The sequence below is a fragment of the Flavobacteriales bacterium genome (assembly GCA_029248105.1).
Taxonomy (GTDB): Bacteria; Bacteroidota; Bacteroidia; order Flavobacteriales; family UBA7312; genus UBA8444.
On the sequence record JAQWJZ010000011.1, the window covers coordinates 44,712 to 63,930 of the forward strand.

The window sequence follows — 19,219 nt, forward strand, 5'->3', positions numbered from 1 at the left end:
ATGGAAATGAAAGACACTCGCTCAGGATTTGGAGCAGGATTAACTGAACTTGGAAAGAGCAATCCTAATGTTGTTGCATTATGTGCTGACCTTACCGGTTCTTTGAAGATGAATGAATTTGCGAATAATCATCCTGAACGATTTTTTCAAACCGGAATCGCCGAAGCTAATATGATGGGAATTGCCGCAGGCTTAACCATAGGTGGTAAAATTCCTTTTACAGGTACTTTTGCTAACTTCTCTACTTCAAGAGTTTATGACCAAATCAGACAATCTATTGCTTATTCAGAGAAGAATGTAAAAATATGCGCTTCTCATGCTGGCTTAACTCTAGGTGAAGATGGTGCAACCCATCAAGTTTTAGAAGATATAGGCATGATGAAGATGCTTCCAGGTATGGTAGTCATTAATCCCTGCGACTACAACCAAACTAAAGCAGCTACTGTTGCCATAGCAGATCACGTAGGTCCTGTTTACCTTCGTTTTGGCAGACCCAAAGTACCTAACTTTACTGATGAAAACCAAAAATTCGAAATCGGTAAAGCCATAAATTTAAATGAAGGAAAAGACGTTAGCATATTTGCCACAGGACATTTAGTATGGGAAGCTTTAGAAGCCAAAAAAGAGTTAGAGAAAGAAGGAATAAGTGCAGAAATCATTAACATTCATACCATTAAACCCCTAGATGAGAAAACCATTTTAGAGTCTGCAGCAAAAACAAAATGTGTAGTAACTGCTGAAGAGCATATGCTCAATGGTGGGCTTGGCGATAGTGTTGCTCAATGTCTTTCAAGAAATAACCCCACACCTATCGAAATGGTAGGCGTAAACGATACTTTTGGAGAAAGTGGAAAACCCCAAGAACTTATGGTTAAGTATGGTCTAGATTCTCAAAGTATTGTAAAGGCTGCATTAAAAGTTGTCAAAAGAAAATAAATATACTCAAGGGCAAGACGTATTTTTTAAACATCAGGCTCAAACGACTCCATTTGCCACTGGCATGGAAATATCTCATGCCAGCGGTATGTATATCCATGATGTGAATAACAATAAATACCTTGATTTAGTAGCTGGTGTGTCAGCCTGTACGCTAGGACATAGCCACCCAGCAATTATTCAAAGTGTTAATGAGCAAATACAACGCTATGCACACGTTATGGTATATGGAGAATATGTACAATCACCACAATACCAACTATCACAATTACTAGTAGATAATTTGCCTGAAAATTTAAACTGCACCTATTTAGTTAATTCAGGAACAGAAGCTATTGAAGGGGCTATGAAATTAGCTAAGCGTATAACTTCAAAAAGCAAGATTATATCTTTTAACAACAGTTATCATGGTAGCACACATGGAGCTTTGAGTATTATGGGTAAAGAATTGTATAAAACCAAATACCGCCCTCTTTTACCCCATTGTGAATTAATAGATTACAACAGTACCGAACAACTCGTGCTAATAGACAACCTAACAGCAGCAGTAGTCGTTGAACCCATACAAGGTGCTACTGGCTTTTCCGTACCGTCTAAAAAGTGGTTAAAGGCACTCAGACAACGTTGTGACGAAGTGGGTGCGCTTCTTATATTTGATGAAATTCAAACGGGCTTTGGTAGAACAGGTCAATTATTTGCTCTAGATACTTTTGATGTGATACCTGATATTCTTTGCATTGCTAAAGGAATGGGAGGCGGAATGCCGATAGGTTGCTTCATCAGTTCTAAGGAAAATATGGACAAACTAAAAGACAATCCTAAACTAGGACATATTACCACCTTTGGTGGGCATCCCGTTTGTTGTGCTGCTTCACTAGCTACCCTAAAAACCTTGTTAGAAGAAAAAGAAATTATTCAATCCATAGAACGTAAAGAAGCCCTATTCAGAGAACATTTAAAACACGATAAAATAAAAGAAATCCGTGGCAAGGGTTTAATGTTAGCTATTGAATTGGAAAAACCCAATTATTGCCAGCAACTTGTAGAGAAAGGTTATGAAAAGGGCTTAATCATGTTCTTCTTCTTGTTTACAAATTCAGCAGTACGCCTTTCTCCACCTCTAATAATTTCAGAAGAAGAAATAATAGTAGCATGTCATAAAATCAAAGAAATACTAAACGAATTAGAATAAGATGAAAAACATTCTTTTAATAGCTTCTATTTTTGCATTTTCGATAGCTTGTGGAACTAATGAAGATAATAGAGGTTATAAGGTTAATATTGGCGATACTTGTCCAGAATTTATCCTACCACTTATGGACGGAACGCCTATTTCTAATGAATCTCTTCTTGGTAAAGTAAGTGTCATTCAATTCACAGCTTCTTGGTGTGGTGTTTGTAGAAAAGAAATGCCCCATTTAGAATCAGAAGTATGGCAAGAGTTTAAAGGCGAAGATTTTATATTACTAGGTGTGGATTTGAAAGAAACTCCAGAAAAAACAAAATCATTTATTGAAGAAATGCAAGTGACTTATCCCATAGCACTTGACACTAATGGATATGTTTTTGAACAATTTACACTACCAAAAGCTGGAGTGACACGAAATATAGTCTTAGACAGAGAAGGAAAAATAATTTTTCTTACTCGCTTATTTGATAGGGTAGAATTTTATCAAATGATTGAAGTGATAAGAAAAGAGCTAGAGAAATAAATCACTTTTGATTTGAAGATTTGAAACGTCCTTTAACGAACCCTCTTAAAGAAAGGTGTTTTGTCCTTCTACTTTTAACACGCTTACGCCACATAATAAATGATGAACGTTTCATATGCTTGCGCATCAGTTGACGCACCTCATTTTCTTTTAAATTATATTGTAGTTCTATAGCGTCAAAAGGAGTCCTGTCCTCCCATGCCATCTCTATAATTCTATCGATATCTATTTCTCTAAACTGCAATTATTACTGCTTAATTAATTTCTTAATAGAATTATTGAAGTGAACAAAATAAATACCTGATTCAAGATTCTCTAAATTCACAAGGAGTTTTAGGTCGTTTTTGTAAGTGGAGTACACCTCTTGAGAAAGCGTATTATAGACTTCAACTAAACCTTCGGTATTACTTTCCAAAGTGAAAACTCCATCAGTGGGGTTAGGAAATAGTCCAAATTGAAAAGTTTCAGATAGATTATATGATGTAGATAAGCCCGACTCAACACAAAATTCAAGCGTTATATCATCACCAAAATCTGAATTAGGCTCATTTAACTCTGTAAGGGTGTTGCCATCGTTATCATATATAGTAAAATCACCATCAAATTCACAAGTGTGCTGAGAACCGTACAAACCATCGCCATATTCATCTTCAACAATAAACTTATAGCATCCATCAAGCAAACACCAATTTTCAATAACATTTTCAGGGTTTGACTCCATATCTTGCGCATTATTTCCTCCAGGATAGTAACCACTAGAAACAGAGTAAACCACCTGACCGTTGGTATTTTGTAATTCCCATGAGGTTTCTTCACCATAACAATCCGGTAAAAAATCCAACTCTACTAAATTTGCTGCAACACTAATGTAATCGTTCATAGAGAAATCATCCGAATTTTCTGTACCAGTAACGCTTAAAGAAACATCATAAGTTCCTGGCGAATTATAAGTTACATTATGAGGCCCAGAACCAATTGCTGAAGATGGTGTGCCACCGGGAAATTGCCACTCATAAGCTGTTATCTCACCAGATGATATAGAAGAGAAAGTAACAGAAGAATTAAGGCAAACATTAGTTTCTGAACTATTGAAAGCAGCTGTTACTGCTGCACTTTGGTTGCAGTACAAACCGTTTAGTGTAACAGCATTAGTATTAGCTGGATCTAGCCAAGGTTTGAGTTGCTCAGAACTTGAATTACTTAACTGATCCCAACCATGCCAAAGTTTGCCGTAAATATCGGTCTGATTAGTAGCATCACAAAAAGATGATCCACCAGTAAGTACACCTACTAGCAAGGAATTTTGATTATATATAGGAGAACCAGAAGAACCACCTTCTGTTACTCCATGACCATTAGTCGTTGATGCCCATTGTACTTGCCAATGTGTAGTATTATCAAAGCCAAAACCCAAACCACTAGATGTTGACAAACTATTCGTGAATGTTGATATTTTCATAATATCCCCACTAGGGTGATGAATACTCACACCACTTGTAGCTGGTGAATTAGAACGATTCCATCCAGAAAAATACGGGTCAAAATCAGGATCACTATTTAGCTCAACTAAGAAAAAATCAGGGTCACCTACATTCCCTTCACCACCACTATTTGCCACTCTAGAACAACCTGTAATAGAATGCGTATTATTAGGCACCGAATTGTTGCAGTTTGATGAGCGATAATTAAAATAAAAGATGGATTGGTTCAAACCATTATCACTTATATCTCCACCGCTAAAACAGTGGTCAGCAGAAAGCACATATGGAGTACAGTTATTTAGAGTATTATTAACTAAAGCTCCTGAACATAATCCAACGTTCCAACCAGAGCCAATTTGAATTCTACAAACAGATTTCTTTTGATTCTCCCAAGCATTTCCTTCAGAGCAATTAGTATTTACTTGGCAATCATCTGAAGAGTTATATCCACTTAATTGACCTCCACTAATATCTCGGTAAGCATAAACAAAACGATTAATGGACAATTTGAGTTCACTCATGACATGAGACGGCTGAAAATACTCTAATATGAGCATATCTCCATAAATAACTTCAGTAGCATAAACGCCTGAGGGAGGATTATTTTTTGAAGTGAACGGACCTATTTTTTGACTTTGAGAAGGGTTGTAAATGTATAACTCGCCACCAGATGGAATCCAAAAGTCATCGTAGTACAAAGAAATACCTTTTGCTTCATCGGCTTGAATAGCAAGGGTCCAAACCTTACCACCTTCCACATTAGTCCAAGAGCCCTTAGTGTCTCTATTTATATCACACGTCACAAACCTTCCGAAATTAAAAATTTGACCTTTAACAACCTCTTCATTGATAAGCTCATCTACATCAGAAGGTTTGTCAAAAGAAAGTAAAGCGATTTCAGAACCTGAATCTAGAAAATTGGATTTTATATTCTGAGCATTTAAAAAAGTAAAACTCAACAAAAACAATAGAAGTGATCTATACATAAATTTATTGTTAGGTTAGCACACAATAGTGATAGGTACAAAAATAAGGAATTGTAAATTAATCTTCACAGTTTTGATGCTTAACTCTTATATTTGCCCTGTAAATTATGTCAAAAAATAAAAAACTATCATTAAAACGAGCCAGTCGTTTATTCCAATATATTAAACCTTACAGAGTAGAGTTTTCTTTTGGTCTTTTCTTCCTATTATTATCAACAGCAGCATCCTTAATATTTCCTGCATTGATGGGGCAACTTGTAGATTCTGCATCTGATAAACTCATCAGTAATATTAATGAAATAGCCATTGCCCTTCTGGTATTATTTGCCTTACAAGCCATCTTTTCATACTTCAGGATTGTACTTTTCGTGAATGTTACAGAAAAAACATTAGCCGTAATTCGTCAAGAAACCTATGCCCACCTCATTAAACTACCTATGAACTTCTTTTCTAAAAGAAGGGTTGGTGAATTGAACAGCCGTATTGCCTCTGACATTTCACTTTTACAAGAAACATTTACAACAGATTTAGCTGAATTTATACGTCAAATCTTGATTGTTATAGGTGGTATTGCATTCCTTTCTTTTACCTCCGTAAAACTCACTTTGTTTATGCTAGCTATTATCCCTGCAATGATGTTAGCTGCTGTCTTTTTTGGTAAATATATCAAACGTTTTTCTAAACAGGTACAAGAGAAAGTAGCAGAGTCAAATACCATTATTGAAGAAACATTGCAAGGTATATCAAACGTCAAAGCCTTTACCAATGAGTTTTTTGAAATTAATCGTTATACCAAAAAAACAAATGAAGTAATGAATATAGCCAAGAAAGGCGGTCGATATAGAGGTGCCTTTGCTTCATTTATTATTTTCTGCTTATTCGGCTCAATTGTAGCAGTTATTTGGTACGGTGTTTTAATGATAAACTCAAACGAATTAAGTATAGGTGAATTATTCACTTTTATACTATACTCCGTATTCATAGGTGCTTCAGTAGGTGGCATGGCAGACATATATGCTAAACTCCAAAAAGCCATTGGTGCTACCGAACATTTGATGGATATTTTAGACGAAGAAAAGGAAGATATTAACTCAACATACGATGCAGAAGCTGTTAGAGGTCAAATACAATTCAAAGATTTGAGCTTTGCCTATCCTAATAGAGCTGATGTTCAAGTACTAAAGAATCTAAACTTTACAGTCAAGCAAGGGCAAAATATCGCTCTAGTTGGACCTAGCGGTGCAGGAAAAACAACGCTAACCTCTATCCTATTTGGATTTTACAAAATCGAAGAAGGTCAAATCACTATTGATAATAAAAATATTGAAGATTATGACCTTCACTTTTTAAGAAAACAGATTGCTATTGTCCCTCAAGATGTTTTGTTATTTGGTGGCACTATCAAAGAAAATATCGCCTACGGAAAATTAGATGCTAATGATGAAGAAATAGAAGAGGCTGCCCAAAAAGCTAACGCTCTGAATTTTATTAATGACTTTCCAGAAAAAATGGATACCCTTGTCGGTGAACGTGGTATTCAACTTTCTGGTGGACAAAGGCAACGTATTGCTATTGCTAGAGCCTTGCTCAAAAATCCAAGTATTTTAATTTTAGACGAAGCGACTAGTGCACTAGATTCAGAGTCGGAAAAATTAGTGCAAGAAGCTATGGATATTCTTATGAAATGTAGAACATCTATAGTTATAGCACACCGACTTTCCACCATTAAAAATGCAGATTGTATATTAGTGCTCGAAAATGGACAAATCATTGAACAAGGTACGCACCAAGAACTTACAGGAAATGGCGGCTTATACAGTCAACTTAGTGATATGCAATTCAACCATTAGGAATAAAACATAAACCCATGAAACACATCATAAGCCTAGTAACTCGATTAATACCAAGACACTATTTACATCATATTAGTCACTTTTTTCTAAGGATTTTCTCCTTATTTATGAGAGGTAATAAATTCGAAGACCCCATAAATGGATATACTTACAGAAAATTATTGCCTTACGGAAGGCTCCGTTCAAGAGAAAATGCCATTGCTCCTGATAGTATGTCTTTAGAAAGACACCGCCTTATTTGGTTGTACCTTAAGGAAAAAACAAATTTCTTCACCGATAATTTAAAATTCTTACACATCGCTCCAGAATACTGTTTTATCAAGCTATTCAAAAATCAAAAGAACCTTGATTACACCACAGCGGATTTAAACTCTCCATGGGCTGATGTAAAAATGGACGTTCACGACATTCCCTTTAATGACAATAGCTTTGATGTGATAATGTGTAATCATGTCTTAGAACACGTGCAAGATGATAGAAAAGTAATGAAAGAATTCTTCAGAGTAATGAACAAAGGCGGTTGGGGAATTTTTCAAGTACCTATTGACACCACTAGATCAAAAACTTTTGACGATCCCACAATCACAGACCCAAAAGAAAGAGAAAAACATTATTGGCAAGACGACCATGTTAGACTTTATGGTTTGGATTACGGCAAAATCCTCTCTGAAGCTGGTTTCGAAGTCATAGAAGATGACTACATAAATAAGTTAGACCCTAAGCTAGTTGATCGCCATGCACTTCCTAAAGGAGAAATTATTTATTTCTGCAAAAAACCGCTCTAAGCAATTTGGACATAAACCACCTTTTTAGTTTCAAAAAAATCTTCTTTGAAATACTCTGAGAGGTTAAATGTATTGTGGTGATATTGAACATCGCTCATCTCTTCTGTCAAGTCACCACCTTTAAGATAAAGAATACCATTGGGGAAATCATTTTTACAAAAAAGGGAAAGCTTGCCTTCTATCCATTTTAAAAATGTAGGCATACGTGTCACAGCTCGACTTACAACAAAATCAAATTTTTCGTTGATGTTTTCTGCTCTCTCATGAGCTGACCTTACGTTTTTAAGGCCTAATTCTTGAGCTACTGCACGAACTACTTTTATCTTTTTACCGATACTATCTACTAGATAAAAATCGACATCAGGAAACAATATAGCCAAAGGTATTCCTGGAAAACCGCCACCAGTTCCTACATCTAAGACCTTAGTTCCTGATTCAAACGGCATAACCTTAGCTATTCCCAATGAATGTAATACATGGCGCTCCAAAAAATCACCCATATCTTTTCTTGAAACTACATTAATCTGAGCGTTCCAAAAGGTGTATAAATCAGTAAGTGCTGAAAATTGCTGACGTTGTTTATCGCTTAAATCAGGGAAATAGGTTGAAATAATGTTATCCATTACAAAGCATCTTTTTTTCCAGATAGTATTTTAAACAATTGCTCTCTTGAGCGATAAAGTTGAGCTTTTACCGTTCCTATGGGTATTTTTAGTTCTTCTGAGATTTCTTCGTAGCTAAATTCTTTAAAATAGCGCAATTTGACTAACTCTCTATAATTAGGTTTTAGCTGCTCAACGATATTTCTCAAAATCTGAATACGTTGCTTATTTATCATTGTTTTCTCAGGTCCGTCACCATAATCTGGAATATCAATAGACGTTTGGGAGCCTTCGCTATGTTCTATCATAGCATCTATGGAAAAGGTTGGTAATTTCTTTTTCCTTAAATAGTCAATGCAGTTATTTCGTGCAATACTAAAAAGCCAAGTGCTAAAAGCATATTTTGGAGTATACGAATGTAACTTGTTAAAGGCCTTACCAAAAGCTTCGATAGTCAATTCTTTAGCAAGTTCTCTATCATTGACTCTTTCGTAAAGCATAAAAAATATAGGGTCTCTATATTTAGACATTAACTTGTTATAGGCACGTGGATCTCCTTTGGTCAGTGCTAATTCGATGATTTTTAAATCCTCTTTAGCTTTTTCTGTAAGTTCTCTGTTTACCAAAACCGTTTCTTTTTTATCAGTCTATTGACTATAAATATAAAGTAAAAAAAGATAAATAGTAACTCTAAGAATGGATACAGATAGATTAAATCTTTTTCATTCAATCTTTTCAAAATATTGAAGGATACTACTAACTGGATAATTAAACGAATGAGAAAGAGGGAAAGAGTAATGTATATGAATGGCTCCAAAAATAAGAGAGTAATAAAAAATATCCAAAAAAGTGCTTGGCTGAGTGTCCACAAACCTAACATTACTTTATGGTAAGGTTTATAATAAACTCCAGTACTGAGATGTCTACTTTTCTGTCTTATCCATGATTTCCACGTGGTTTTGGGTTCAGATATCGTATGAGCAGAAGCACCTAGGCTTATGGCTGTATTGTTGGAATTAGTGACTTCTTTTATAAACAAATCGTCATCACCTGAAGGAAGGTGCAAATGTGAAGCAAATCCTTTGTTATCAAAAAACAAGGATTTTTTATAGGCTAAATTTCTTCCGACCCCCATATAGGTTTTACCTATTAGAGCATAAGAGAAGTATTGCATAGCCACTTGAAAGGTGTCAAAACGAATAAGCTTGTTTAATAGCCCTTTTGTTCTTTCATAAGCACCATACCCCAACACAATAGTTTTATTGGAGAAATGTTGTACCATAGAGCTAATCCAATGATTATCTCTAGGGTAACAGTCGGCATCGGTCAAAAGAAGATAGTCATACTTAGCAGCCTTAATACCTAATGTTAAAGCAAACTTTTTACCTAGTCCTTTTTTAATATCTTCTCTGATATCTACTAATTTAATCTTGGGGTGATATTCCCATTGCTTGAAAACAAATTTAGTGTTGTCAGTAGATTGGTCGTTTACTAAAACAATTTCAAAATTAGGGTAATCTTGTTCCAGTAATTTTTCAACAAGTCCCTCCCAGTGTTTCTCCTCATTATAACCACAAACTACTACCGAAACAGCTTTAGAAAAATTGTTTTTTTTCTCTTTATACTTTGCTAACTTCAAATAAATAAAAAGGTAAAAGCATAACTGCACTAGAGTGAGAGCAGCAAAAACAACCAAGCATATAGTAGCTATATCCATAGTTTACAATGATACGGATATTTAATATTTTTATGTGGTATAAATTTTATGTTATTAAGACTTAACTATCTTTGGCGAAATTTGCATTTATGGATTTTAAGCTGATAAAAAAAGATAGTGCTTCAAAAGCACGTTTGGGAGAGCTGACCACAGCCCACGGAAAAATCCAAACACCCATTTTTATGCCTGTAGGTACAGCAGCAACAGTAAAGGGTGTACACCAGCATGAAGTAGATAAAGATACGCAAGCCCAAATCATTTTGGGGAACACCTATCACCTGTATCTTAGACCCGGTTTGGAAGTCTTAGAAAAAGCCGGTGGCCTACATCAGTTTATGAATTGGCAAAAACCCATTCTTACCGATAGTGGTGGTTATCAAGTATATTCACTTTCTGGCAAACGAAAAATCAAAGAAGAAGGCGTAAAATTTCAATCGCATATTGATGGTTCTTACCACCTCTTTACCCCTGAAAATGTAATGGATATACAACGTACTATAGGAGCTGATATCATCATGGCATTTGATGAGTGCACACCCTACCCTTGCGACTACAATTATGCTAAGAATTCCATGCATATGACACACCGTTGGCTAAAGCGTTGCTGTGAACGTTTCGATAGTACCGAACCTAAATATGGCTTTGACCAAACCCTTTTTCCTATCGTTCAAGGTAGTGTCTACAAAGATTTAAGAAAACAATCTGCAGAGAAAATAGCTTCTTTCGAACGTGAAGGTAATGCCATTGGCGGCTTGTCCGTAGGTGAGCCTCATGACCTCATGTATGAAATGACAGAAATAGTGTGCAACGTATTGCCAGAAGACAAGCCCCGTTACTTAATGGGCGTTGGAACTCCCACAAATCTTTTAGAAAATATTGCTTTAGGTGTAGATATGTTCGACTGCGTAATGCCAACTAGAAATGCTCGAAACGGTATGATTTTCACTAGTGAAGGAACTATAAACATCAAAAATAAAAAATGGGCAGACGACTTCTCTCCCATAGACGAAAATGGCACCTCCTATGTAGACTCTACTTATAGCAAGGCTTATGTACGTCATCTGTTTACTGTTAACGAAATGTTAGGCAAACAAATAACAACCCTGCACAATATCCGTTTCTATCTTTGGTTAATGGAACAAGCAAGAGAACACTTAGCAGATGGTACATTTACTGAATGGAAAAATAGAATGGTCAAAAAACTCGATAGACGTTTATAAATGCAAAAGTTAGACTGGTATATCATCAAAAAGTTTTTGGGAACTTTCTTCTTCTCAATATCTTTGATATTACTCATCGTTGTCGTCTTCGATATGTCTGAAAAAATTGACGATTTTATTGAAAAAGAAGCGCCAATCAAAGCCATTATTTTCGATTATTACCTGAACTTCATCCCCTATTTCGGCAATTTGTTTAGCCCATTATTTACCTTTGTTGCTGTTATCTTTTTCACCTCAAAAATGGCTAATAATACTGAGGTCATTTCAATTCTAAGTAGTGGGGTAAGTTTCAATAGATTTTTACGTCCGTATATGCTATCTGCTGGATTATTAGCAATACTATCCTTTACTTTAGGAAACTTCATAATACCACCTGCTAATAGTGAAAGATTAGCATTTGAGAATACATATATCAAAAATCCTTATAACAATAGGGATAAGGATATACACATGCAAATTATGCCAGGGCAATTTATTTATATGCAATCGTATAATACCAAACGTAATATTGGTTATAAATTCTCAATGGAACGCTTTGAAAATAATGAACTTAAAGAAAAACTATTCTGTAATTATATAAAATGGAATAAAGAAAACGAAAACTGGGTTGTACATGACTACTTCATTCGTAAGATTGATCACTTAAACGAAAAAATTACAGAAGGAGATACATTAAATCTAGATATTAACCTTCACCCCAATGACTTTAATGTTAGGCGAAGTATGGTCGAGACGATGAATATGTTTCAGCTAAACGACTATATCAAAGAGGAACGTATGAAAGGATCTAAAAATTTAGTTTTCCATATTATTGAACAACAAAAACGCTTTGCCTATCCTTTTGCTACCCTTATACTTACCTTTGTTGCAGTGGCTATGGCTTCTCGTAAAGTCAGAGGTGGTATTGGCTTACATTTAGGTGCAGGATTGCTTATTAGCTTTGCCTATATTTTGTTTATGCAAGTGTCAACTACCTTTGCTACTAACGGTGATTTATCTCCTATTGTAGCCGTATGGATTCCTAATTTAATATTTGCTAGTTTAGGCTTATATCTTCTAAAAAAAGCACCTAAATAGTTTTTGCTTCATTCCAATACACGTCCATTTCTTCCAAAGATAAATCAGACATATCTTGACCTTTAGCTTTTATTTGTTTTTCCATATACTGAAAACGGTGTATGAATTTTTTATTGGTTTTCTCTAAAGCATCTTCTGGGTTTACTTTAACAAATCGGGCGTAATTAATCAACGAGAATAATAAATCTCCAAACTCTTCTGTTGTTTTATGCTGGTCACCTTTGTCAACCTCAGTTTTGAGTTCAGATAATTCTTCCTGAACTTTATCCCATACCTGTTCGCTGTTGTCCCAATCGAAACCTACTCCTCGTGCTTTTTCTTGAATACGAATAGCTTTAACCATAGATGGCAAAGACTTAGGCACACCCTCTAATACAGACTCTTTACCTTCTTTAAGTTTTAACTTCTCCCAATTGGCTTTTACTTCTGCCTCATCAGCAACTACAACGTCTCCATAAATATGAGGATGACGATGCACGAGTTTATCACAAACACCATTGAGCACATCGGTAATATCAAAATCTTCTGTTTCAGACGCTATCTTAGAATAAAAAATTAGGTGTAACATAATGTCACCGATTTCTTTCTTTATTTCATCCATATCGCCATCTACTATAGCATCGGATAATTCATAAACTTCTTCCAATGTAAGATAGCGCAAACTATCAATGGTTTGCTTCATATCCCAAGGGCATTTAGCCCTTAAATCGTCCATTATATTCAATAATCTTTCAAAAGCAACTAAACGAGCATCCATAAATTAAATTTTCAGCAAAAGTAGTATAACAATTTCATACCTTTGCAACGCACATAATTTATATATGAAAGTAGTATTATTAGCCATAGCTCTATTAGCAATAGGATTTGCAGGAATAGCCATTAAAATATTGGTCAAGAAAGATGGTAAATTTTCTGGCACATGTGCCAGTAACAGCCCTTTTCTTAATAAGGAAGGTGAAAATTGTGGTTTCTGTGGTGCTAGTCCAGAAGAAATGTGCAAAAAAGAAGAAGTTGCTAGTTAACCTTTAGTGATTCAAACCCTTCTGTTGACCAATTTCGCCATCTTTTATCTTCATCGGTATATATCAAAAAGACTTCCAGTCCTTCTTGTGTTTTCAGAAATTCTTGAGTCTGTTTTACACCCATCACCATAAAGGTAGTGGCGTAAGCATCAGCCATCATGCAATTATCCGCAATAACCGTAGCACTCAATAAAGAATGCTGAACAGGGTAAGCCGTTTTTGGATTGATAGTATGAGCATATATTTGACCGTCTTTCTTATAAAACTTCCTATAATTACCTGAGGTAGCTAAAGACTTGTCGTTAAGATTTAAGATAATCTGAAAACGATCGTTTTTGTCAATCTCATTCGATGGTTTATCAATGCCTACTCTCCATTTTTTATCTCTAGAGTTTAGTCCTTTTGCCCTAAGCTCTCCTCCCACTTCAATAAGGTAATCTGTCAAGTAGAGCGAATCAAAAAACTCTGCAATAACATCTACAGTATAGCCTTGAGCAATTGCATTAAAATCTAAGGTTTTCAGCTGCGGATTAGAAATTAAAGAATCTCCTTTCAAAGATACATCTTGATAGCCCACTTTTTTCAACAATTCTACAATTACTAAAGAATCTAACTCTTGCGGATTAGATGTGCCGAAACCCCATGACTGAACTAAAGGAGCTACGGTACAATCAAAAAGACCTGAACTCGTAGCAGACACTTGCTGAGAAGCTTTAAAAACACGTACAAAGTGAGTATCTAAGTATAAAGAGGTGTCACCAGCATTCAATTGACTAATTAAAGAACTGGGTAGATAGGTAGATAAGGAATTGTCAATCTCTGCAAAGATACTATCAATCTGAAGGTGGTAATCCTGACCATCTGCACTCATGTATTTAATACTATATGAAGTGCCTTGTGCAAAACCAACATTATGAACAAGAGTTGTTGAATGGTTATGTGTACTATTACAAGCTATGATACTTACTAAAATAATAATCCAATATTTCATTTGACAAAATTATACATTTGTATTTAAGAAATCTAAAAAGAGTGTTATGAAAATTAAAGCTATTTCAGTCAATGACTATTTTGACAAAATACCTGAAGAAAGACAACTAGCCATGAATAAACTTAGAGAAATCATAAATACCCATTTACCAAAGGGTTTTGAAGAATGTTTGGGTTATGGAATGCCTAGCTGGGTAGTACCTCATTCTATTTACCCTAATGGTTATCATACAACCCCTGAACTTCCTCTCCCTTTTATGAGTTTGGCTTCGCAAAAAAACTTTATAGGCTTATATCATATGGGAATTTATGCAGACAACAAACTTCTTGATTGGTGGCAGAAAGAATATGTGAAGTATTGTTCCAAAAAACTAGATATGGGTAAAAGCTGTATTCGACTGAAGTATATCGAAGAAATACCTTATGAATTAATTGCAGAATTATGCACTAAAATTAGTGTTGATCAATGGATAAAGACCTATGAGAATAGTTTTAAAAGATAAGTTTATTTCTTTTTAAGAAACATTGTTTTTAGCACTACACGTGTACCGTTAACTTTACAATCTACCTCGTCAGCATCGTCAGTCAATCGAATGTTTTTAACTTTCGTACCTTTCTTGATAACAAGAGGAGATCCTTTAACATCTAAGGTCTTTACAACAATGACAGAATCACCACTGGATAAAGTATTACCATTACAATCTTTAACTTCCATAACTAATTATTTATCACAAATGTAAGTATTACAATTGGCGATATTGTAAAAAATATATAAATTGTAAGGACTTATTTTAAGAATCTTAGAAGCTTTGAAAACTATAAAGTACATAAACCTATTGCTAGCATTTACCTTTTCTGTGGTAATTATAATTGACATAGTATATCTCTTTAAGGTACAAATTCAAAAAGTATCTATTTTCAATTCTGACCAATCTAATTTTGTCAAATTTTGTGATGAATATAATTTAGAAATACTCTTATTAGCTTTATTGATACTGAGCGGTCTATCGATTTATCAGATAATGAGAAGATAATCGTATTACTTCTTTTTAGGGAATTTAGTATTGTTTAAAATGAAAGAAGATTTGATTTTCTGACCACAATTTGTACAACTAACCAGTATTGACCTCTGCTCGTGTTCATAATAGTACCTAGTATAGAGAAAAGACTGGTCTTTTATAATTATTTTATAAAACCCACAAGAACAGGAACCTTGCTTTCTTACTATTTTCATACAAATATAGTAAGAGGGGATTTAGTGCGTCTAAACACGAGAAAACAACCAAAGGCTCTTAACCCACTCCCCCTATTAAAAGGAAAAAGGCTAAGAGAAAATATAAAAAAGTGTTGGTTGAATTGTGTTTAGACTTTGGTAATATATATTAAAAATAAAAATTAACTATTGATAAATAAAAAAACCTCACTAAAATTAGTGAGGTTTTTTTTATAATGTTAGATAGGTGTCAAATTAACCACCAAAATCGTCAAAACGAACGTTTTCGTCAGGTATTCCCCAATCGTCTGCCATCTTTAATACCGCTTGATTCATTAGTGGAGGTCCACAGAAATATAACTCTATATCTTCTGGCGCATCATGCTTTGTTAGATATTGGTCTATAACGGCTTGGTGTACAAAACCTACAAAACCATCACCTTCCTTATCAGCTAAATCTTTCTTAGGCGTCCAGTTATCTTCTTCTAATGGTTCAGAAAGAACTATCTCGAAATTGAAGTTAGAGAATTCCTTTTCTAAACTGTAAAAATGATCTAAATAGAATAACTCTCTTTTAGAGCGACCGCCATACCAGTAACTAACTTTTCTACCTGTTTTCAGCGTTTTAAATAGCTCATAAAGGTGCGAACGCATAGGTGCCATACCTGCACCACCACCGATATATAACATTTCGTCTTCAGAATTCTTAATAAAGAATTCACCGTAAGGTCCTGAGATTGTTACCTTATCTCCAGCTTTTCTACTAAAAATATAAGAGGATGCAACACCTGGGTTTACATCTGCCCATGCATTTTTACCTCTATCCCAAGGAGGAGTAGCCACACGTACATTTAACATAACTCGTCTTCCTTCTGCAGGATAAGAAGCCATTGAATAGGCACGAACCACTTCTTCGTCGTTCTTCATCTTTAGTGACCACAAACCGAATTTATCCCACTCTAATTTGAATTTCTCTGCTTCATCATGCTCTTCAGGGTGAGCTGTTATATCCATATCGGCATAATTGATCTCACAATCAGGAATTTCAATCTGAATATATCCACCTGCTTCGTATGGCATATCTTCAGGAATTTCTACAATAAACTCCTTAATAAAAGAGGCAACATTGTAGTTAGATACTACGGTAGCTTCCCATTTTTTAACACCGAACACTTCTTCAGGAATAGATATTTCCATATCCTCTTTTACTTTAACTTGACATCCTAAGCGGTAGTTGTCCGTAATTTCTTTCTTTGAGAAGTGTGGCTCTTCAGTAGGAAGTATACTACCACCACCACTATGCACTTGACAAGTACATTGTATACAGGTACCACCACCACCACAAGCAGATGGTAAAAATATACCCTCATTACTCAAAGTATTTAATAAAGTAGAGCCTCCATCGACTTCAATTTCCTTTTCTCCGTTAATAGTAATTTTTACCTTTCCTGAAGGCATTAGTTTCGATTTGGCAAATAATAAAACACCTACTAAGGCGAAAATTACCAATAAGAAAATAGCTATACTTGAAACTATTGTTGTTGTACTTAATATTATCATTTGTGTGTTTGTTCTAAACGAATTATAATTTGATTCCCATAAAGCTCATAAACGCAATACCCATAAGACCTGTTATGATAAAGGTGATACCTAAACCTCTCAATGGTGCAGGTACGTGAGAGTAACGTATTTTTTCACGAATGGCAGCAATAGCTACAATAGCTAAAAACCAACCTATACCAGATCCTAAACCGAATACAGTAGCTTCGACTATATTAGTGTAGGCTCTTTCTTGCATAAATAATGAACCACCCAAAATAGCACAGTTAACAGCTATCAGTGGTAAGAAGATACCCAACGAGCCGTATAAGGCAGGCGAAAACTTCTCAACGATCATTTCTACTAATTGCACCATAGATGCTATAATGGCAATGAACATAATGAAGCTCAAAAAGCTCAAGTCCACATCAACGAAAGATTCGCTAAGCCAAACCAAGGCACCTTGCTTCAAAATAAAGTTCTCCAACAGGTAGTTGATAGGAATAGTAAACCCTAATACAAAGATTACGGCAAATCCCATACCTACTGATGTTTTTACTGTTTTGGATACTGCCAGATAGGAACACATTCCTAAAAAGTAGGCGAATATCATGTTGTCGATGAATATCGACTTGATAAATATATTTGCTAATTCTTGCATAGTATCAATATTAAGATTCGATTAAATCTCTGTTTTTCATTCGTTGTATCCAGATGATGATTCCTACTGTAACAAGTGCCATAGGAGGTAAAATCATCATACCATTGTTTTCGTAACCCATTTCATATAGCCCTATTTTCTCAAGTACAGGGTAGCCAAATAATGTTCCCGCGCCTAGCAACTCTCTAAAGAAAGCTACTGCTATAAGAATCCAACCGTAACCAAAAGCATTACCTAAACCATCAAGAAATGATTTCCAAGGGGTATTACCCAAAGCAAAGGCTTCAAGTCGTCCCATAATAATACAGTTGGTAATAATAAGCCCTACAAATACAGATAATTCCTTACTCACATCGTAAACAAAAGCTTTGAGAACTTGGTCAACTAATATTACTAGAGTCGCAATAACCACTAGTTGAACGATAATTCTTATTCTTGAAGGGATTAAATTTCTCATTAACGATACCACTACATTGGCAACTGACATGACTACCAAAACAGATAAAGCCATTACTATAGCTGGTTTCAATTGAACTGTAATCGCCAAAGCAGAACATATACCTAATACCTGTGTAGTTACAGGATTGTTATCGTTCAATGGGTCAATTAATAGTTTTCTGTTTTTCTTAGAAAACAAAGCATCTTTCTTTTCGCTCATTATTGTATAGTATTTAAATTAAACGCCATCGTACTATCAACCATTAAGGTATCCGTTGACAGCTCTAACATTTCAGACATTTTGTTGTTGAAGAACGGTAGGTATTGAGCAAAGCGCTCCGCTAACATATCATTAACACCATCAGATGTTATGGTGCCTCCTGAAATACCATCCACAGCGTGCATATCGTCTTCTTTAGCACCACCTTTAACAACATTTATAGAAACTAGCTCTGTACCTTCAAATATCGTTTTGCCGATAAAAGGCTCTTGAAACCAACCTAGTGAAATTTCAGCTCCTAAGCCTGGCGTTTCTGATTTGTGGTCAAAAACAGCTCCTGATATAGTACTCATATCTTCTTTCAAAGCGATAAAGCCCCAAATAGGACCCCATAATCCTTTTCCTCTCATAGGTAGGATATATAACTTTTCTCCATCTTTCTCACTTTCAAAAACAGGTAGCAATTGTTGGTCTGCCGACTTCTTAAGCTCAACACCTAAATCGACAGTAAAAGCATCACCCTCAACCATTTCACCTTTGTTGTTTAAAACATAGGTGTTAATGATATTTTTTTCATAAGCTTTTGCCGCTTCTTCACGACTGACTTCAATACCAACAGTAGAAAGTATGTTTTGTTTCTTTTCCGATTCTACATTTTTATCTTGAAATGGTTTTAGGCTTATAGCGGCAACTGATAACAAAGTGGCTACCAATACAACCATAACTGCAGCAAAACCAAAAGTGTAGGAATTTTTATTTACATCCAT

Annotated in this window: 21 protein-coding genes; 9 read left to right on the forward strand and 12 right to left on the reverse strand. The window is 35.2% G+C overall.

Going from position 1 to position 19,219, the window contains the following annotated elements; all coding sequences use genetic code 11:
- From P8I29_02155 to P8I29_02165, 3 genes are all read left to right on the forward strand, one after another.
- Window positions 1–936: a transketolase family protein gene (locus P8I29_02155; protein MDG1916600.1), complete on the forward strand. Its 936-nt coding sequence runs from the start codon at window positions 1–3 to the stop codon at window positions 934–936.
- Between the two features lie 64 nt (window positions 937–1,000).
- Window positions 1,001–2,128, forward strand: a complete 1,128-nt coding sequence (locus P8I29_02160; protein ID MDG1916601.1) for an aspartate aminotransferase family protein — start codon at window positions 1,001–1,003, stop codon at window positions 2,126–2,128.
- A gap of 1 nt (window position 2,129) precedes the next feature.
- A complete protein-coding gene (locus P8I29_02165; protein MDG1916602.1) occupies window positions 2,130–2,648 on the forward strand; it encodes a TlpA disulfide reductase family protein in 519 nt (172 codons plus the stop codon).
- 1 nt (window position 2,649) lies between these two features.
- On the opposite strand, the gene P8I29_02170 is transcribed toward P8I29_02165, so the two are convergent.
- Both P8I29_02170 and P8I29_02175 read right to left on the reverse strand, forming a co-directional pair.
- Window positions 2,650–2,892, reverse strand: coding sequence for a TIGR03643 family protein (locus P8I29_02170; protein MDG1916603.1), 243 nt, complete (start codon window positions 2,890–2,892; stop codon window positions 2,650–2,652).
- Between the two features lie 3 nt (window positions 2,893–2,895).
- Window positions 2,896–5,115 (reverse strand): T9SS type A sorting domain-containing protein, encoded by a 2,220-nt coding sequence (locus P8I29_02175; protein MDG1916604.1) that lies wholly within the window; start codon window positions 5,113–5,115, stop codon window positions 2,896–2,898.
- A gap of 107 nt (window positions 5,116–5,222) precedes the next feature.
- Here P8I29_02175 and P8I29_02180 point away from each other — a divergent pair, with 107 nt between their 5' ends.
- Window positions 5,223–6,965 carry an ABC transporter transmembrane domain-containing protein gene (locus P8I29_02180; GenBank protein ID MDG1916605.1) on the forward strand — a complete coding sequence of 581 codons (1,743 nt, stop codon included), beginning with the start codon at window positions 5,223–5,225 and terminating at the stop codon, window positions 6,963–6,965.
- 17 nt (window positions 6,966–6,982) lie between these two features.
- Complete coding sequence (locus P8I29_02185; GenBank protein MDG1916606.1) at window positions 6,983–7,753, forward strand: methyltransferase domain-containing protein; 771 nt, start codon at window positions 6,983–6,985, stop codon at window positions 7,751–7,753.
- Here the strand turns inward: P8I29_02185 and rsmG are convergent.
- Genes rsmG through P8I29_02200 form a run of 3 tightly spaced genes read right to left on the reverse strand, consistent with a single transcriptional unit; the run spans window position 7,750 to window position 9,994 of the window.
- The gene (gene rsmG, locus P8I29_02190; GenBank protein MDG1916607.1) at window positions 7,750–8,376 is read right to left on the reverse strand and encodes a 16S rRNA (guanine(527)-N(7))-methyltransferase RsmG; all 627 of its coding nucleotides are present in this window, start codon (window positions 8,374–8,376) and stop codon (window positions 7,750–7,752) included. The genes P8I29_02185 and rsmG overlap by 4 nt on opposite strands.
- Window positions 8,376–8,981 (reverse strand): sigma-70 family RNA polymerase sigma factor, encoded by a 606-nt coding sequence (locus P8I29_02195; GenBank protein MDG1916608.1) that lies wholly within the window; start codon window positions 8,979–8,981, stop codon window positions 8,376–8,378. Before P8I29_02195 ends, rsmG begins: the two co-directional genes overlap by 1 nt.
- A complete protein-coding gene (locus tag P8I29_02200) occupies window positions 8,975–9,994 on the reverse strand; it encodes a glycosyltransferase (GenBank protein MDG1916609.1) in 1,020 nt (339 codons plus the stop codon). The genes P8I29_02195 and P8I29_02200 overlap by 7 nt, the downstream gene beginning before the upstream one ends.
- 167 nt (window positions 9,995–10,161) lie before the next feature.
- On the opposite strand from P8I29_02200, the gene tgt reads away from it, so the two are divergent.
- Together tgt and P8I29_02210 are read left to right on the forward strand one after the other, a co-directional pair.
- Window positions 10,162–11,292 carry a tRNA guanosine(34) transglycosylase Tgt gene (tgt, locus tag P8I29_02205; GenBank protein ID MDG1916610.1) on the forward strand — a complete coding sequence of 377 codons (1,131 nt, stop codon included), beginning with the start codon at window positions 10,162–10,164 and terminating at the stop codon, window positions 11,290–11,292.
- Complete coding sequence (locus P8I29_02210) at window positions 11,293–12,369, forward strand: LptF/LptG family permease (GenBank protein MDG1916611.1); 1,077 nt, start codon at window positions 11,293–11,295, stop codon at window positions 12,367–12,369.
- Here the strand turns inward: P8I29_02210 and mazG are convergent.
- Complete coding sequence (gene mazG / locus P8I29_02215; GenBank protein ID MDG1916612.1) at window positions 12,362–13,126, reverse strand: nucleoside triphosphate pyrophosphohydrolase; 765 nt, start codon at window positions 13,124–13,126, stop codon at window positions 12,362–12,364. The genes P8I29_02210 and mazG overlap by 8 nt on opposite strands.
- A 64-nt stretch (window positions 13,127–13,190) precedes the next feature.
- Here mazG and P8I29_02220 point away from each other — a divergent pair, with 64 nt between their 5' ends.
- Window positions 13,191–13,391 carry a membrane or secreted protein gene (locus P8I29_02220; protein ID MDG1916613.1) on the forward strand — a complete coding sequence of 67 codons (201 nt, stop codon included), beginning with the start codon at window positions 13,191–13,193 and terminating at the stop codon, window positions 13,389–13,391.
- Here the strand turns inward: P8I29_02220 and P8I29_02225 are convergent.
- A complete protein-coding gene (locus P8I29_02225; GenBank protein MDG1916614.1) occupies window positions 13,384–14,382 on the reverse strand; it encodes an FAD:protein FMN transferase in 999 nt (332 codons plus the stop codon). The genes P8I29_02220 and P8I29_02225 overlap by 8 nt on opposite strands.
- 46 nt (window positions 14,383–14,428) lie before the next feature.
- On the opposite strand from P8I29_02225, the gene P8I29_02230 reads away from it, so the two are divergent.
- Window positions 14,429–14,884, forward strand: coding sequence for a DUF1801 domain-containing protein (locus tag P8I29_02230; GenBank protein ID MDG1916615.1), 456 nt, complete (start codon window positions 14,429–14,431; stop codon window positions 14,882–14,884).
- 2 nt (window positions 14,885–14,886) lie between these two features.
- Here the strand turns inward: P8I29_02230 and P8I29_02235 are convergent, their stop codons facing one another.
- The 5 genes from P8I29_02235 to nqrC all read right to left on the reverse strand — a co-directional run bounded on the left by P8I29_02235 (window position 14,887) and on the right by nqrC (window position 19,219).
- Entirely contained in the window at window positions 14,887–15,096 is a 210-nt protein-coding gene (locus P8I29_02235) for an alkylphosphonate utilization protein (GenBank protein ID MDG1916616.1), read from the reverse strand.
- Between the two features lie 753 nt (window positions 15,097–15,849).
- The gene (gene nqrF / locus P8I29_02240) at window positions 15,850–17,154 is read right to left on the reverse strand and encodes an NADH:ubiquinone reductase (Na(+)-transporting) subunit F (protein MDG1916617.1); all 1,305 of its coding nucleotides are present in this window, start codon (window positions 17,152–17,154) and stop codon (window positions 15,850–15,852) included.
- Between the two features lie 22 nt (window positions 17,155–17,176).
- Window positions 17,177–17,794, reverse strand: coding sequence for an NADH:ubiquinone reductase (Na(+)-transporting) subunit E (gene nqrE / locus P8I29_02245; protein ID MDG1916618.1), 618 nt, complete (start codon window positions 17,792–17,794; stop codon window positions 17,177–17,179).
- A gap of 10 nt (window positions 17,795–17,804) precedes the next feature.
- Window positions 17,805–18,452, reverse strand: a complete 648-nt coding sequence (locus tag P8I29_02250; protein ID MDG1916619.1) for an NADH:ubiquinone reductase (Na(+)-transporting) subunit D — start codon at window positions 18,450–18,452, stop codon at window positions 17,805–17,807.
- Window positions 18,452–19,219, reverse strand: a complete 768-nt coding sequence (gene nqrC, locus P8I29_02255) for an NADH:ubiquinone reductase (Na(+)-transporting) subunit C (GenBank protein ID MDG1916620.1) — start codon at window positions 19,217–19,219, stop codon at window positions 18,452–18,454. The genes P8I29_02250 and nqrC overlap by 1 nt, the downstream gene beginning before the upstream one ends.